The organism is Diaminobutyricibacter sp. McL0608 (assembly GCF_039613825.1).
GTDB lineage: Bacteria > Actinomycetota > Actinomycetes > Actinomycetales > Microbacteriaceae > Diaminobutyricibacter.
On record NZ_CP154826.1, the window covers coordinates 1,644,846 to 1,660,698 of the forward strand.

Sequence of the window (15,853 nt, forward strand, 5' to 3'; positions counted from 1 at the left end):
TGGCGCGGTCGCCCACCCGGTTGAGGAGTGCACCAGAGATGGTGGAAAACGAAAATACCGACAAGACGCAGACAAACGGGGCGGATTCATCCGCCGAGACGGGATCGAGGAAGCGCACGCGACTCTTCGGGGCACGTAAGTCGTCGAAGAAACCTTCGACAGCGACGGATGAGACCCAGGCTCCGAACGGTGCCCCGGCGATTCCGGATCCGGCTCCGGTGAAGGAGCCCACGGCTGCCGCAGGCACCCGCAGCGGGACCATCGCAGAGCCGCCCGTGGCCGAGGCCACTGCCTCGGATGCGACGTCCGAGGAGTCCGAGGCAGTCGAGGAGCCGGTCGTGGAGACCGCTCCTGCGGCACCGCAGCGCCCCGCCACAGCGATCCTGTTCCAGGCGCCCGACATCAAACCGCTCCCGCCGCTGCCTCGCAGTGTGCGTGACGGCGACGGTGAGGAGGCCAGCACGGTGCGCCGTCGCGCGCGCCGTCGGCCGGGCGACGAGAGCAGGCCCGGATCGGACGACCCGGCGAACACGGTCGTCAAGGTCCGCACGCCGCGCGAGCCCGAGCTGATCACCGAACCGCAGCGGGTCAAGGGCTCGACGCGACTCGAGGCCAAGAAGCAGCGCCGGCGTGACGGCCGCGACGCAGGCCGCCGCCGTCCGGTCATCACGGAAGCCGAGTTCCTCGCGCGCCGCGAGTCCGTCGACCGTCAGATGATCGTCCGCTCGAAGAACGGCCGGATCCAGATCGGCGTCCTCGAAGACAAGGTGCTCGTGGAGCACTACGTCGCCCGGTCGCAGGAAGCATCCCTGATCGGGAATGTCTACCTCGGGCGCGTGCAGAACGTGCTCCCGAGCATGGAAGCCGCGTTCGTCGACATCGGTCGCGGCCGCAATGCCGTTCTGTATTCGGGTGAAGTCGACTGGGAGGCGGCCGAGACGGGCAACCAGCCGCGTCGCATCGAGCTCGCGCTGAAGCCGGGCGACCGCGTGCTGGTCCAGGTGACCAAGGATCCCGTGGGCCACAAGGGCGCCCGCCTGACCAGTCAGGTGTCGCTGCCCGGCCGCTATCTCGTCTACGTGCCGAACGGATCGATGAACGGCATCAGCCGCAAGCTGCCGGACACCGAGCGTGCGCGTCTCAAGAAGATCCTCAAGGACGTGCTTCCCGAGAACGTCGGCGTCATCGTGCGCACCGCCGCCGAAGGTGCGACCGAAGAGCAGCTGACGCTCGACGTCAACCGTCTCACGGCGCAGTGGGCCGACATCAGCAAGCAGGTCGAATCGGTCCAGGCCCCTGCGCTGCTCCACAGCGAGCCCGATCTGCTCATCAAGATCGTTCGCGACGTCTTCAACGAAGACTTCCAGAAGCTGATCATCGCAGGCGACGACGCGCGCCAGACCATCGAGAGCTACCTCCGCCAGGTCGCGCCCGACCTTCTCGACCGCGTCGAGCCGTACACGGGCGACCGCGACGCGTTCGACGAGTTCCGGATCAGCGAGCAGATCGAGAAGGCGCTCGACCGCAAGGTGTGGTTGCCGTCCGGTGGTTCGCTCGTCATCGACCGCACTGAGGCCATGACGGTCGTCGATGTGAACACCGGCAAGTTCGTCGGCTCCGGTGGAAACCTCGAAGAGACGGTCACGAAGAACAACCTCGAGGCCGCTGAAGAGATCGTCCGTCAGCTTCGCCTGCGCGACATCGGCGGAATCATCGTGGTCGACTTCATCGACATGGTCCTCGAGACCAACCGCGATCTCGTCCTCCGCCGTCTCATCGAATGCCTCAGCCGCGACCGCACGAAGCACCAGGTCGCCGAGGTCACGTCGCTCGGCCTCGTGCAGATGACCCGTAAGAAGCTTGGTCTGGGGCTCCTCGAGACCTTCAGCGAGCCGTGCGAGGTCTGCGCGGGCCGCGGCGTCATCGTGCACCACGATCCCGTCGTCAAGCACCGTCCGGCCCAGCAGGCGCCGACCGAGCGTCGTGGCCGCGGCCGTGGCGGCCAGGGAGGGCAGCAGAACGCCAACGGAGGTTCGACGCCGTCGACCGCGAACGGCGCGACCCACGCCATCACCGACGACGCGAAGAATGCGCTCGCTCAGATCGCCGCCAGCACCATCCTCGCCCACGCTCATGACGAGCACGGTGCAGAGGCATCGGTGGGCGCCGTGGATGCTGCGGAAGCCGTGCACGGAAAGCACGTCGCCGCGCCGGTCGACGAAGCGCTGCTCGAGTCGGAGCGGGAGAACGTCGCCGGACCGATCGAGGAGCCTGCTGAACCGACGGAGCCGGTCGCCATCCTCGACATACCCGTAGCGACGCCGCCGAAGAGCAACCGGCGGGTGAAGACGAAGGAGGCCGAGCAGCTTCTCGACTCCGTACTCGACGCGCTGCCCCAGCCGAAACAGCCCGGCCAGGGCCGTAGCCGCAATCGCCGGGTCACCACAGCATCACTGTCGGGCGGGGTAATCGCGCCCGAGGTCACCCGCACCGAGTCGGAGGACTGACCACCGCCGCGGGCGGCCCAGTCGCCCGCTACGCCTCCGGGTGCGTGTGGGCTTCGCGATCCTTAGCCGGGATGCGGAGCCCACTGGCCCGCAGGCGGCGCACCAGGTCTTTGCCGCTCACGGCAGCGGCGCCGGCGTCGACCAGTTGGTCGTACATCTCCGCCGGAACGTCGTAGTGGTCGAGGTCGAACGCGCGGCGCCGGATGCCGTTCGCGGCCGCGAAATCGTGCAATTCGACGAGCGACGCGTCGCTCACCAGGTGCGACCAGAGCGTGCCATGGGCGGGCCACGCAGGGGGATCGATCAGCACCGTCATAGGATGATTGTAGGAACCGGTCGTGCCGGGATGGGCGGGCAGCAGTGCGAGCCGCGGCGCGAATTGACCGGGGGAGACCCATCAGGTAAAGTTGACCGTTGGTGTGTGTTGGGCATAGCCCGCACGTTTGCCATGGTTTTCTGAGAGGTGGAGCGCCGCAAGCGCGACTTCATTCTCCCCAGTGACTCCCTGAAGAATAAGTAGGAACTGCAGCAGCAGCTTTTCGAAGCGCGGGTGCGGATCCCCAGAGAAAAGGTACGTAAAAGTGGTTTACGCAGTTGTGCGCGCCGGTGGTCGGCAGGAAAAGGTCGAGGTCGGCACCATCGTTACGATGGACCGCATCAAGGCCGACAAGGACGGCAACGTCGAGCTGGCTGCTGTGCTGCTTGTTGACGGTGACAAGATCACCTCCGACGCGAAGTCGCTCGCCAAGGTGAAGGTGACTGCCGAGGTCCTCGGCGACCTCCGCGGTCCGAAGATCGTCATCCAGAAGTTCAAGAACAAGACCGGCTACAAGAAGCGCCAGGGCCACCGTCAGGAGCTCACGCGCGTCAAGATCACCGGCATCGCGTAGCGCCGACACAAGGCTTAGGAGAAGAAGCAGATGGCACATAAAAAGGGAGCGAGCTCCACTCGCAACGGCCGTGACTCGAACGCTCAGCGCCTCGGCGTGAAGCGCTTCGGTGGCCAGGTCGTCAGCGCCGGCGAGATCATCGTCCGCCAGCGTGGCACCCACTTCCACCCCGGCGTGAACGTCGGCCGTGGCGGCGACGACACTCTCTTCGCCCTCGCCGCAGGCGCGGTCGAGTTCGGCAACAAGGGTGGCCGCAAGGTCGTCAACATCGTGGTCGACGCCTAACCAGCACACGACACACACGGCTTTTCGGATGGGCGAGCTTCGGCTCGCCCATCCGTGTTTGAGGCCCTCGGCGGATCCCCGCCACGCAGTACCGTAGTCCCTAACAACAAACGCACCTGGAGTAGTCATGGCAACGTTCGTGGATCACGTGACGTTGCACCTCCGCGCCGGTAACGGCGGCAACGGGTGTGTTTCGATCCGTCGCGAGAAGTTCAAGCCCCTCGCCGGTCCTGATGGCGGCAACGGCGGCAACGGCGGCGACATCGTGCTCGTCGCCGATCCCCAGGTCACCACCCTTCTCGGCTACCACCGCAATCCTCATCGCTCGTCCGACAACGGCGGCTTCGGAATGGGCGATCACCGCAGCGGCCACACGGGCGAAGAACTCGAACTCCTCGTTCCACTCGGAACGGTCGTCAAAGACGTCGACGGCAACGAGCTGATCGACATGGACGAGCCGGGCATGCGTTACGTCGTCGCACCCGGCGGCCAGGGCGGGCTCGGAAACGCCGCACTCGCATCGACCAAGCGCAAAGCACCCGGATTCGCTCTGCTCGGAACGCCGGGATGGGAAGGCGATGTCAACCTCGAGTTGAAGACCGTCGCCGACATCGCGCTCGTCGGGTATCCCTCGGCAGGAAAGTCGAGCCTGGTCGCCGCGATCTCCGCAGCCAAGCCGAAGATCGCCGACTACCCGTTCACCACCCTGCACCCGAATCTGGGTGTGGTCCAAGCGGGCGAGGTCCGCTACACGGTGGCGGATGTCCCCGGTCTCATCGAGGGCGCGAGCGAGGGCAAAGGCCTGGGCCTCGAGTTCCTGCGGCACGTCGAGCGCTGCAGCGCCCTGCTGCACGTACTCGACTGCGCCACGCTCGAGCCCGGACGCGATCCGCTGAGCGATCTCGACGTCATCCTCGCCGAGCTGGCCGCTTATCCGGTTCCCGACGGCCAGGTGCCGCTGCTCGAGCGCCCCCAGCTGATCGCTCTCAACAAGATCGACGTTCCTGACGGCCGCGAGCTTGCCGATTTCGTGCGCCCTGAGCTCGAATCGCGTGGATACCGCGTCTTCGAGATCTCCACCGTCAGCCACGAGGGGCTCCGTCAGCTCTCGTTCGCTCTCGCGGAGGTCGTCGAGACTGCTCGCGCCGAGCTGGCCGCGGCCGAACTGGTCCGGCCGCGCATCGTCATCCGGCCCAAGGCTGTCGACGACGGCGGTTTCGTCGTGCGGGTCGAAGGCGGCTCGTTCGGAAACGTGTATCGCATCCTCGGCGCGAAGCCGGAACGCTGGGTCGCCCAGACAGATTTCGCCAACGACGAGGCCGTGGGCTTCCTCGCGGATCGCCTCGCGAAGCTCGGCGTCGAGGACGAACTCTTCAAGGCCGGAGCCGAGGCAGGATCGACAGTCGTCATCGGACATGGCAACGGCGTGGTCTTCGACTGGGAGCCCACGCTGACCTCGACCGCGGAGCTCCTGACCGCACCACGCGGAACGGATGCTCGCCTCGACGCCAGCCACCGTCCGACGCGCAACCAACGGCGTGAAGAATACTTCGAGCGCATGGATGCGAAGGCAGAGGCGCGCGCGGAACTCGTGCGCGAGCGCGAGGCGGGCCTCTGGAACGACGACGAGGGTTTCGCGATCACACGTGAGGAGACCGATCCGGAATGACGATCGCGGATCGCAGCCAGGTTCCCGCCGCGAGACGCGTCGTCGTGAAGGTGGGCTCCTCGTCCATCAGCGGTGACAACGCGGGACAGATCGCGCCGCTCGTCGACGCCCTCGCCGAGGCCCACGGGAGGGGTACGCAGGTCATCCTCGTCTCCTCCGGTGCCATCGCGACCGGGATGCCGTACCTGGCCCTCGACTCCCGGCCGACGGATCTGGCCACCCAGCAGGCCGCCGCCGCTGTCGGACAGAACGTGCTCATCTACCGCTACCAGGACAGTCTCGACCGGTACGACATCGTCGCGGGCCAGGTCCTGCTGACCGCCGGCGACATGGAGACTCCGACTCACCGCGTCAATGCGCAACGAGCCATGGAACGGCTGCTCGACCTGCGGATCCTGCCCATCGTCAACGAGAACGACACCGTCGCGACCCACGAGATCCGGTTCGGTGACAATGACCGGCTCGCTGCGCTCGTGGCGCTGCTCGTGAAGGCCGACCTGCTGATCCTGCTCTCCGACGTGGATGCCCTGTACACGAAGCCTCCGCAGGACCCGGGAGCCGAGCGAATCGACGAGGTCGCCTTCGATGATGCCCTCGAGGGCGTCGAGATCGGGTCAACCGGCCTTTCCGGGGTCGGCACGGGCGGGGCGCTGACCAAGGTTTCGGCCGCGCGCCAGGCTGCGGAGGAGGGCACAGCGGTCATCCTGACCGCGACCACCCTCGTCACGGAAGCCCTCCGGGGAGAGCGCGTCGGCACCTGGTTCGCCCCGGCTCCCTAGCCACACCGTGTCGGTAAGCTGGGATCATGCCCGAGACCACCCTGGACCTCGCGACCCTCTTCGACAAGCTCACCGCCGCGAAGTCGGCGTCGATCGCGCTCGCGACCGCGACGACGACGCAGAAGGACGGCGCTCTGTCCGCGATCGCGGCCGGCATCCGGCAGTCGGCCCGCAGCATCCTCGAAGCGAACGAGCTCGACCTCGCGAACGGCCGCGAGAACGGTCTGTCCGCAGGGCTCATCGACCGGCTCACCCTCAGCGACGCGCGGCTCGAAGCATTGGCGGATGCGGTGGACCAGATCGTTGGCCTCACCGACCCGGTCGGGCAGGCGGTCCGGGGGAGCGCGCTGCCCAACGGGGTGAAGATCACCCAGGTCCGAGTGCCTTTCGGGGTGGTCGGTGCCATCTACGAGGCGCGGCCGAACGTGACCGTCGACATAGCGGCGCTGGCTCTCAAAAGCGGCAATGCTGTGGTGCTCCGTGGGGGCAGCGCCGCGATCAACACCAACCGGGTGCTCGTCGAGGTGATCCAGTCCGCGCTCTCGGGGGCTGGTCTGCCTCCCGAGTCGGTTCAGACCATCGATGAATTCGGGCGTGAGGGCGCCACCGAGCTCATGAAGGCGCGCGGATTGGTCGACGTGCTCATTCCGCGCGGGAGTGCCGACCTGATCTCCACTGTCGTGCTCGAGTCGAAGGTGCCCGTGATCGAGACCGGCGCCGGTGTGGTCCACATCTTCCTCGACGAGTCCGCCCGCGACGACTGGGCCGTCGAGATCGTGCACAACGCGAAGGTCCAGCGGCCGAGCGTCTGCAACTCCGTCGAGACGGTGCTCGTGCACGCGGCAGCCGCCGATCGGCTCCTGCCCCTCATGGCCGCACGCCTCGTCGAGTCCGGAGTGACGATCCACGCGGACGAACGTGCACGCGCCGTTCTCCCCTTCGCCGTTCCGGCCGTGGAGGAAGACTGGTCCACCGAGCACATGAGCCTCGATATCACGGTGAAGGTCGTCGACACGATCGACGAGGCCATGGCGCACATCCGTCGCTATTCGACGCAGCACACAGAATCGATCATCACCAACGACCTACAGAACGCCGATCGGTTCCTTGCCGAAGTGGATTCGGCCGTCGTGATGGTCAACGCGTCGACGCGCTTCAGCGACGGCGGCGAATTCGGCTTCGGCGCCGAAGTCGGGATCTCGACCCAGAAGCTCCATGCGCGCGGCCCGATGGGGCTTCCGGAGCTCACGAGTACCAAATGGATCGTGCGCGGCTCTGGGCAGACGAGGAGCTGAGCCACCGCTGACACGCTGCTGGGCGGCCTCTATGCGAGGACTGGGAGCGTTCGCGCACTAGACTGTGGGGTGGCGTTCGCGCCGAGGAAAGGAAGAACCACGATGTCATTCTTGACGGCCGTCCTGGCCCAGACTGAGTCCACGACAGAGCTTTTCATGCCGCCGTGGGGGTTCGGCCTGACCGCCATCGTCATCTTCGCCGTCCTGGGTTTCGTCATCTGGACCTACCGTGATGTCGCCAACCGTCACAGCCACCGCACCGGGCCCCACGCAGCCGAACACGCGACCGCTCCGGGCGCGACCCACCACGGCACGGGACATCCCACCGAGTCCGGGCACTGAACCCGGATCGCATGGTACTGCCGGAGAAACGCCGCCCACGCATCGGCGTGATGGGTGGAACGTTCGATCCGATCCATCACGGCCACCTCGTCGCAGCGAGCGAAGTGGCCCAGTCCTTCGACCTCGACGAAGTTGTCTTCGTTCCGACGGGTCATCCGTGGCAGAAGGGCGACGTCTCTGCCGGCGAGCACCGCTATCTGATGACGGTCATCGCAACCGCCTCGAATCCGCGCTTCACCGTGAGTCGGGTCGACATCGACCGCGAGGGCCCGACATACACGATCGACACCCTGCGCGACATCCATCGATCCCGTCCGGAAGCCGAGTTGTTCTTCATCACCGGCGCCGACGCGATCGCTCAGATCCTGAGCTGGCGCGATGTGAACGAACTCTGGGCGCTTGCTCATTTCGTCGCTGTGAGTCGCCCGGGACATGACCTGACCATTTCAGGATTGCCTAACCAGGACGTAAGCTTGTTGGAGGTTCCGGCCCTGGCAATCTCGTCAACCGACTGCCGGAGCCGGGTGAGCAGGGGATTCCCCGTCTGGTACCTCGTGCCCGACGGTGTTGTTCAGTACATCTCCAAACACCATCTGTATCGGAGTGTGGCATGACTTTGTGGCAAGACCAGCCGCCACAGACACGGCGACAGGCCCGCGAACAGGAGCGCTTGCAGGCTCCCGAAGAGAATGCGCCGGCCTCGTCCCGTCGGGCGGCCACCGTTGAACCTACCCCTGCCGGTGAGATCCCGGCCGTCACGACCCCGTACGTCTTCGCGTCCGGGCGCGACGCCGCAGAGGCCGAATCCCAGGCCGCGCCGACGCCGTTCGGCGGAGCGGGCGCGCCCCCTGTGCGCCCGAACCTCCCGGCCTACGGCGGGTCGTTCGATTCGATCGTGGCCCCATCGGCGCCTGTTCAGCCCGAAGCCGCTCCGACACCCCCGCAGTCGCCGCTCTTCCGAGAGACCCCGGCGCCCGACGCCGTCGAGCCGGTCACCACACCGGTCGCCCTCGTTCCGGCATCCGAATTCACTCCGGCGCCCTCCAAGACCACCGCCCCACTGGACGAGTCCGACGCATGGGTTCCGGAGCGAACGCTCACCCGGCGTGAGCTCCGTGCGATGCTCCAGGCGCAGGAGGCCAACCAGTTCGCCGGAGGACGCGCGGACGGGTCGGTCGACCATGCCGAGCCTGCCGCCCCGGCGTTCACCCCGCCTCCGGCGGAAGCCCAAGAGCCCGTCGTGGATCCGCTGGCTGCTCTGTTCGCGCAGAATCCGCCCGAGGCCGAGAGCCGGGAAGATTCTGCGCCCGCCGCCTCGTCGCTTTCGCTGGCCGAGGAGCCCGCGGCTCCCAGCGCGTGGCCGTTCGCACCGCTGACGCCCACGAACGCAGACCCCGACGCCGGTCAGTCGGCGGCCGACGACGTTCGTGAAGAGACGGGCTCCCGTGACGGCGAGATGAGCTTCGGGCTGCCATTGGTAGTGCCCGCAGCACCTGCCCAGGCCGTGGACCCGGCCCCACCGGCGCCCGCTTTCCTTCCGGCACCGCCTGCTCCGATCCAGCAGGCGCCCGCGGCGGCAGTCGCGCCCGAGGCGCAGGCTGTGGCCGCCGACGAAGAGTCGCGCCAGCCGTACCAGCCGCCGGTCGGTCACTGGTCCACCGCGGGTGAGCTGGATGACAAGAACCAGCAGTTCGACCAGATCCTGTCGCGCAGCGTCGGGGCTTCGGGAGCTGCGACGACGACGAATGCACTCATCCTGCCGGTCGTTCCGTCCGCACCCGACGCAACGGGCCCGTTGACCAGCACAGGCGAGATCCTCGTGACCGGATCGATCGATCTTCCTCGTGGCCTCGGCTCGACCGGCCAGCACCCCGATCGCTATGACACGTCCGACATGGATCGCATGTTCGATCAGGACGAGAACGAGTTCAACACCTCCGATGTGGCCCCGATCCGCGCCTCGCGCGCGGTCAGCACGCACACGTCGACCCGCGGAGTCATCACTCCGCCCAAGAAGCGCGGTGGCCGTCTGCCCGTCGTTTTGTCCATCACGGCGGCCGTCCTGGCCATCGGGGTCGTAGGGCTCCTTGTCGCCGGCTACATCCTGAAGGTCTTCTGATCATTTCCGTCAACTGTTCCGTAATCCGGCTGGTACGCGCGTGACCGCATCCGAACGTTCAATCGAGATCCTGCAGGTCGCGGCCCGCGCCGCCGACGCGAAGGGCGGCGACGACCTGGTCGCACTCGACGTGTCGAATCCGCTGCCGCTCGCTGACATCTTCCTGCTCGTCACGGGGCGCTCCGAGCGCAACGTCGTCGCCATCGCGAGCGAGGTCGAGGACAAGCTCAACGAGGCAGGCGTCAAGACCCTCCGCCGTGAAGGCAAGTCCGAAGGGCGATGGATCCTGCTCGACTTCGGCGACCTTGTCGTGCATGTGTTCCACGAAGAGGACCGCATGTACTACGCGCTCGAGCGACTCTGGAAGGACTGCCCGGTCCTTCCCCTCGAACTCCCGGTGCACGAGTCGGCCGAATAGCCGTTCTCCACGATCGCCGCGGCCCTCAGTTTTTGCGTGCGCGTCGAATGTAGTAGTCTGAGGAGGTTGTTTCCGAGAGATCGAAAACGGCATCTGGGTCTGTGGCGCAGCTGGTAGCGCACCTGCATGGCATGCAGGGGGTCAGGGGTTCGAGTCCCCTCAGATCCACCAAAAACCCCTGATCGAGTTCAATTCGATCAGGGGTTTCGTGTTGGGCGAGTAGTACTCACCGCGGCGTGACGCGGATGCTCACCTCACCGAAAGCTGGAATCAGCTGCTCGGGAGACGAGTCCAGCGTTTCCTGGGCCTTGGGCCGCTCGAGCACGTCGACAGCTGACACAGTCCCGTTCGACCGGAGAACGTCGAGCGGGATCCGCACGTCGTCAGCCGTGATGTTCCTGAGGCGCAGGATCAGCCCGTCGCCGAACGTCGCAACCTTCAGGTGCGCCTCGATCCCCGGCAGATCCGGCAGCTCGAAGAGGGTTCCGGACGCAGCTCCGGTCGGTTTGTAGTCGCGAAGCACGACGGGCGCCACGGACTCCTCGAGTGCGAATCGGTTGGCGTCCGCGTAGTCGCACCTCCCGGCGTGCGTGGTGAAGCGGTAGCGAAGGGGGATGTGGCCTTCCTGGCTCGCTTTGAAGTTCACCATCCAGTGATTGTTCAGCGCCCACGAGACCAGCCCGGGACGCTCCGGCTCGATCCGGTCGCCGACCTTGTTCGTCGTGATACCACCCAGCTGCATGAGCGGTGCGTCGAGCGCAGCGACCGTCACGCCGCGCATCCCGTCGCTCACATCCGTCCAGCGACGCGTCGGGTACCAGTCGAAAACCGAGCCGGCGAGCTGGTCTTCGTTCGGCCGAACCGGCGTGCCGTTGAGGTCGACGACATACTCGTGCCCGTCGAGCTTCACGGGGAAGAGGATGTAGACCGACTCGGGGTCCGTCTGGGGTTCCTTGTCGAGAAGCCAGTCCACGTGCAGGGTCTTCGTTTTCGTCGGGAGGCTGATCCGGCAGGTGGCACGACGAATTCCGCGACCGGTGATCGCGATCTCGATGATCGCGACTCCGGCGTCGATGCGGGCGGGCGAGCACTCGACCGTCGAGGCGCGAGCCCGATCGAACGGCGGGTTCTTCACCCAATGACCGAAGTCCCAGTCGCTGAAGTCGTTGACGAATAGGGCGTCGCGGCCGAGCGCGCTGTCGACCGTTTCGTGGAGGTAGGTGCCGAAGCCGCCCAGGTCGCTCGTGTCCGCGAATTCGTGGGAGAGCTGTTTGTCGTACCACGATGAGATCCGTCCCGTGCGCGGATCGACCTCGACCCGGTAGAACTCGTTCTCGATCGCCGTGCCGGAGGCGACGAGGTCGTCGGCCTCCGCGTGGTCCGAGGGGTGGATGAACGCGTAGCCGAAGCCGGGAACCGTGACGCGGACCGTGGCGAGGTCGCTCGTCGGCGGACCTCCCCAGGGCACGTCCCGGGGGAAGAAGCTCTCCAGCATGCCCGCGGGTGCGCCCCCGGCACGGAACTCGGGCACCTCGACGTTGACGGTCCGCTCGAACGGCAGAGTGTTGAAGATGAGCAGCTCGCCTGCGTCGTCTGTCGGGTACGCCCGGTCGCTTCCCAGATCGCCGAGGTCGAAACGTCCCTCCACGGCACGTTCGGCATGGGCATCGGCGAGTTGGCGAGCCGACCGCGTGAGCATGTCGTGCGATTCCATCGCAGCCTGGTAGGCGAAGCTCGCCTTGCGGTTCCACTGCGCGCGGGTGAAGAGCGACTCCGGTGCGTCGATGCTCGAGAATCCGCCCCAGGTGTGCTCGTCGAACAGTGACATCGCTTCGTACGTCTTCTCGACGAGCTCCTTTCCGAACTGGGGCGACCTGCCGCTCGCCACCACCCAGGCCGCCAGAACCTCGGCCGATGCGAGGATTTCGTGGGTGGCGCGGTTGATCCCGGTCTCGTATGCGCTCGAGCCTGCGCCGTCGGCCCACCAGTCGGTCCAGTCCCCCCGAACCGTCGGAAGTCCGGCGGTTCCGTGGGCTTCGAGTTCCTGGCGGAACAGGCGCGGCGTGCTGAACTCGATGCGTGGTTCGCGCCCGCGGTCGTTCCACTCCCGCACGAAGTCGGCCATGCGGACGTCTGGCGGCCCGTTGTCCACGCGCATCGGGTGAGTCGACTCGACGTAGAGGAAGTCGTACGGGAAGGTGTCTGAGTCCTCGAGGGCATCGAGATAGTGGGGGAGCGACCCGTCGACGAACCGCCAGTCGCCCAGCTTGGCCTGGCTTCGTCCGAACAGGTAGTGGAACCCGTTCCAGGTGAGCAGCCTGCCTCCAGCGGGACCCTGCCACCAGAACGCGCCGGGGAACGGACGCGGCGCGCGCCCCCGCGATTGGTTGATCGCCATGGTGAGGAAGTCGATGCCGATCGACGGGAGGAGGTCGGCGAACATCCAGCTGACGCCGTTGACGTCATCCTGCATGGCAGTCTGCACATCGATGCCCATCTCCTCGCGGAGTATCCGCACGGGGTAGAGGCTGCGGCGCATCTGCTCGGGCGACAGCAGGGGAGTGAGGTTGTACTGCATGGCTGCGACATCGATCGCGCCGCGCTCCTGCCAGTAGCGGAAGCGCGCGACTTCGGCCGGTCCGGCTTCTTTCAGGTAACGGACGAGAGGCCCCGTCACTTCGCACACCCAGCGGTACTGGCTCACCGGCTCGCGCGACGCGGTCGCCTCGATCAGGTCGAGGGCGTCGCGCACGAACTCGCCGTGCTGGCGGAAGCAGACATCCTGGTAGTCGTTGAAGCCGATGTCGTGGTGCGTGTGGTTCGCCACGAGAATCCGTTTGATCTGAGCCATCACATCTTCCTTGATCGACAGCCGAATCGGTGCCCCGAGGCGGCATATCCGGCATTGGTAACGTTCCCAACGCAAGCGAGATTACCAGATTGCCGCGTCCGGCGGCGATGCAATAGCGTGAGCTGTGATGATGCGAGACCAGCCAGAGACCGCTCTACTCGAGAACCCGGTTTGGTCCTCCCTGAACGGTGCGCACGCCTCGCTGGCGCGCATCCACGGCGACGCGCGCAGTTACGACCCGTTGGTTTCGGTCTTCGCCGGGATGCCGAACGGGCCCACTGCCGGCGCATGGGCGGACCTGGCTGCACTGCTCGGGCCGGATGGCGGAGGGGTCATCGTCGGGACCCGCGTCGACGTGCCCGACACCTGGACGGCATTGCGGGTCATCCAAGGCATCCAGTTCGTGGAATCGGGCGTCGACGATGCGTGGGCGGACGATATCGAGGCACTCGGCGAAGCGGATGCGGCCGAGATGCTCGCCCTCGCCGAGCGCACGAGACCAGGGCCGTTCCTGCTCGGGACAGTCCGCCTCGGCGGCTATGTGGGCATCCGGGACGACGGCCGGCTCGTCGCCATGGCGGGCCGGCGCATGAATCCCGAAGGCTGGATCGAAGTGAGTGCGGTCTGCACCGACGAGGCGTATCGAGGCCTGGGCATGGGCGCTCGCCTCGTCCGTGCGGTCGTCTCCGGCATCCATCGTGAAGGACAACGCGCGTTCCTGCACGTCGAGAAAGGGAACAACGGAGCCATCGGGCTGTACCGCAAGCTCGGGTTCGAACCGAGCCGCGACATGACCTTCGTATTCGCCCGCCCGGGGGCCTGAGCCCCGCGAAAGGTGCCCGGTAGTGTGTGGGCATGATGACATCGGTCAGCTACCTCAAGCCGCCGAGGGCGCCACTGTTCTTCGCGTCACTGCGCGGATACAAGTCGGCGTGGATCAAGTACGACCTGCTCGCGGGCCTCGCCGTCTGGGCGGTTCTGATCCCGGAATCCCTGGCGTACGCATCCATCGCGGGTGTCTCGCCGGTGATCGGCCTCTATGCGGCATTGCCCGCGCTGGTTCTCTACCCGATCTTCGGAAGTTCGAAGCACCTGATCGTCGGACCAATGTCGGCAACGGCAGCGCTGTCGGCCAGCATCGTCGCCGCCCTCGTGCCCCATGGCGACGCCAAGTATGCGGCGTACACGGCGGCACTCGCCCTCACGACGGGTGTCCTGTGCGTGATCGCCGGGCTCTTCAGATTCGGCTTCCTCGCGTCGTTCATCTCTGAGCCGGTCCTCAAGGGATTCATCGTCGGACTCGCGCTCACCATCATCATCGGTCAGGTTCCGAAACTCTTCGGCGTCCCCACGACCGAAGGCAACTTCTTCGCACAGCTCTGGGGATTCGTCTCCCGCCTCGGCTCGACGAACATCCCGACCTTCGTCATCGGAGCGCTGAGCCTGATCCTCGTGCTGGCCCTGAAACGCTGGCTGCCGCTCGTTCCGGGATCCCTCGTCGCGGTCGCCTTCGGTGTGGGAGCGGTTCTCCTCTTCGGCCTCGGTTCGAAGGGCGTCTCGATCGTCGGTCACATCGAGGCCGGCTTCCCGACACTCGGGATACCGCTCGCCGGTTCGCTCGGAGACTACCTCCAGCTCATCGGCCCGGCCGCGGGCCTGCTGATCGTCGGCTACGCGGAAGCGTTGGGGGCGGCCAAGACCTACGCGTCGCGAGCGGGTTATGACATCGACGCGAACAAGGAACTGGTCGGGATGGGAGCCGCGAACCTCGGCAGCGGTCTGATGAGCGGCATGGTCGTCAACGGAAGCCTGTCGAAGACGGCCGTGAACGGCGGCGCAGGAGCGCGTTCGGGCATCTCCAGCCTGTTCATGGCGGTGCTCACCGTCCTCACCCTTCTGTTCCTCACGCCCCTGTTCGAGAATCTGCCCGAGGCGACGCTCGCCGCGATCGTCATCGCCGCGGTGATCGAACTCGTCGACGTCCCCGCGATCGTCCGACTGTTTCGCGTGTCGACACCCGAGCTCAGCCGCATCTACGGGATGGCCAGCCGTGCCGACTTCATCGGCGCCGTCGCCGCGATGCTCGGCGTGCTGATCTTCGACACGCTCCCCGGCCTGATCATCGGCCTCGTCGTGTCGCTTCTGGTGATGCTGTTCCGGGTGTCGAAGCCGAACATCGCGATCCTCGGCAAGGGCCCGAACGGCGGGTGGCTCGACCTCGCGCGCAATCAGCAGGTGACCGCGCCCGACGGCGTGCTCGTCGTCCGGGTCGAGGCCGGGCTCTTCTTCGGCAACGCGGACCATGTGCGCGAACAGGTGCGGCTGCGAGCGAAGGCTGTGGACGCGAAAGTCGTGGTGCTGGATGCGCGCACCACACCATCAATCGACGTCTCGGCCACCGAGATGCTGACGAACCTCAATCGCGACCTCGCTCGCGAAGGCATCGCATTCGCACTCGCACGCGACGTCGGGCAGGTTCGGGACATCCTCGCGAACGCCGGGGAGGGACTCCCGCCCGCTTATGCGACGGTTGACGAGGCGATTGCTGGGGTAAAATCTGCCTGACCGGGGTTTCTGAACGATCGTTGACGAAGTCTGCGATTACCGGATGGTTTCGGTCGAGTGTTTTACAGCCAACACATGGCGGCGGTCGAATATAGTGCTCGCGATGTGTCGATGACACATGCGCCGCGGGTTC

Annotated in this window: 14 protein-coding genes and 1 tRNA gene; 13 read left to right on the forward strand and 2 right to left on the reverse strand. The window is 66.4% G+C overall.

The annotated features are described in order from the left end of the window. Positions 1-38: 38 nt before the first annotated feature. Complete coding sequence (locus AAYO93_RS07785) at positions 39-2,507, forward strand: Rne/Rng family ribonuclease (protein WP_345764414.1); 2,469 nt, start codon at positions 39-41, stop codon at positions 2,505-2,507. A gap of 28 nt (positions 2,508-2,535) precedes the next feature. Here the strand turns inward: AAYO93_RS07785 and AAYO93_RS07790 are convergent, their stop codons facing one another. Then, the gene (locus AAYO93_RS07790) at positions 2,536-2,823 is read right to left on the reverse strand and encodes a DUF4031 domain-containing protein (RefSeq protein ID WP_345764415.1); all 288 of its coding nucleotides are present in this window, start codon (positions 2,821-2,823) and stop codon (positions 2,536-2,538) included. A 265-nt stretch (positions 2,824-3,088) separates the two neighbouring features. On the opposite strand from AAYO93_RS07790, the gene rplU reads away from it, so the two are divergent. The 10 genes from rplU (at position 3,089) to AAYO93_RS07840 (ending at position 10,475) form a co-directional block, all read left to right on the forward strand. After that, positions 3,089-3,397, forward strand: coding sequence for a 50S ribosomal protein L21 (gene rplU / locus AAYO93_RS07795; protein ID WP_163289947.1), 309 nt, complete (start codon positions 3,089-3,091; stop codon positions 3,395-3,397). Between the two features lie 30 nt (positions 3,398-3,427). Then, complete coding sequence (rpmA, locus tag AAYO93_RS07800; protein ID WP_163289946.1) at positions 3,428-3,682, forward strand: 50S ribosomal protein L27; 255 nt, start codon at positions 3,428-3,430, stop codon at positions 3,680-3,682. Between the two features lie 127 nt (positions 3,683-3,809). Next, positions 3,810-5,351, forward strand: a complete 1,542-nt coding sequence (gene obgE, locus AAYO93_RS07805) for a GTPase ObgE (RefSeq protein WP_345764416.1) — start codon at positions 3,810-3,812, stop codon at positions 5,349-5,351. Beyond that, a complete protein-coding gene (proB, locus tag AAYO93_RS07810) occupies positions 5,348-6,130 on the forward strand; it encodes a glutamate 5-kinase (RefSeq protein WP_345764417.1) in 783 nt (260 codons plus the stop codon). The genes obgE and proB overlap by 4 nt, the downstream gene beginning before the upstream one ends. Positions 6,131-6,156: 26 nt before the next feature. Continuing rightward, the gene (locus tag AAYO93_RS07815) at positions 6,157-7,425 is read left to right on the forward strand and encodes a glutamate-5-semialdehyde dehydrogenase (RefSeq protein WP_345764418.1); all 1,269 of its coding nucleotides are present in this window, start codon (positions 6,157-6,159) and stop codon (positions 7,423-7,425) included. Between the two features lie 102 nt (positions 7,426-7,527). After that, entirely contained in the window at positions 7,528-7,767 is a 240-nt protein-coding gene (locus AAYO93_RS07820) for a hypothetical protein (protein WP_345764419.1), read from the forward strand. An 11-nt stretch (positions 7,768-7,778) separates the two neighbouring features. Further along, entirely contained in the window at positions 7,779-8,381 is a 603-nt protein-coding gene (gene nadD, locus AAYO93_RS07825; RefSeq protein WP_345764420.1) for a nicotinate-nucleotide adenylyltransferase, read from the forward strand. Beyond that, positions 8,378-9,886, forward strand: a complete 1,509-nt coding sequence (locus tag AAYO93_RS07830; protein WP_345764421.1) for a hypothetical protein — start codon at positions 8,378-8,380, stop codon at positions 9,884-9,886. The genes nadD and AAYO93_RS07830 overlap by 4 nt, the downstream gene beginning before the upstream one ends. Before the next feature lie 40 nt (positions 9,887-9,926). After that, complete coding sequence (rsfS, locus tag AAYO93_RS07835) at positions 9,927-10,304, forward strand: ribosome silencing factor (protein WP_345764422.1); 378 nt, start codon at positions 9,927-9,929, stop codon at positions 10,302-10,304. Positions 10,305-10,399: 95 nt separating this feature from the next. Continuing rightward, positions 10,400-10,475, forward strand: a tRNA-Ala gene (locus AAYO93_RS07840). 55 nt (positions 10,476-10,530) lie between these two features. On the opposite strand, the gene AAYO93_RS07845 is transcribed toward AAYO93_RS07840, so the two are convergent. Then, positions 10,531-13,155, reverse strand: coding sequence for a glycoside hydrolase family 38 C-terminal domain-containing protein (locus tag AAYO93_RS07845; RefSeq protein WP_345764423.1), 2,625 nt, complete (start codon positions 13,153-13,155; stop codon positions 10,531-10,533). A gap of 127 nt (positions 13,156-13,282) precedes the next feature. On the opposite strand from AAYO93_RS07845, the gene AAYO93_RS07850 reads away from it, so the two are divergent. Next, positions 13,283-13,978, forward strand: coding sequence for a GNAT family N-acetyltransferase (locus AAYO93_RS07850; RefSeq protein WP_345764424.1), 696 nt, complete (start codon positions 13,283-13,285; stop codon positions 13,976-13,978). Between the two features lie 32 nt (positions 13,979-14,010). After that, entirely contained in the window at positions 14,011-15,720 is a 1,710-nt protein-coding gene (locus AAYO93_RS07855; protein WP_345764425.1) for a SulP family inorganic anion transporter, read from the forward strand. Positions 15,721-15,853 lie beyond the last annotated feature (133 nt).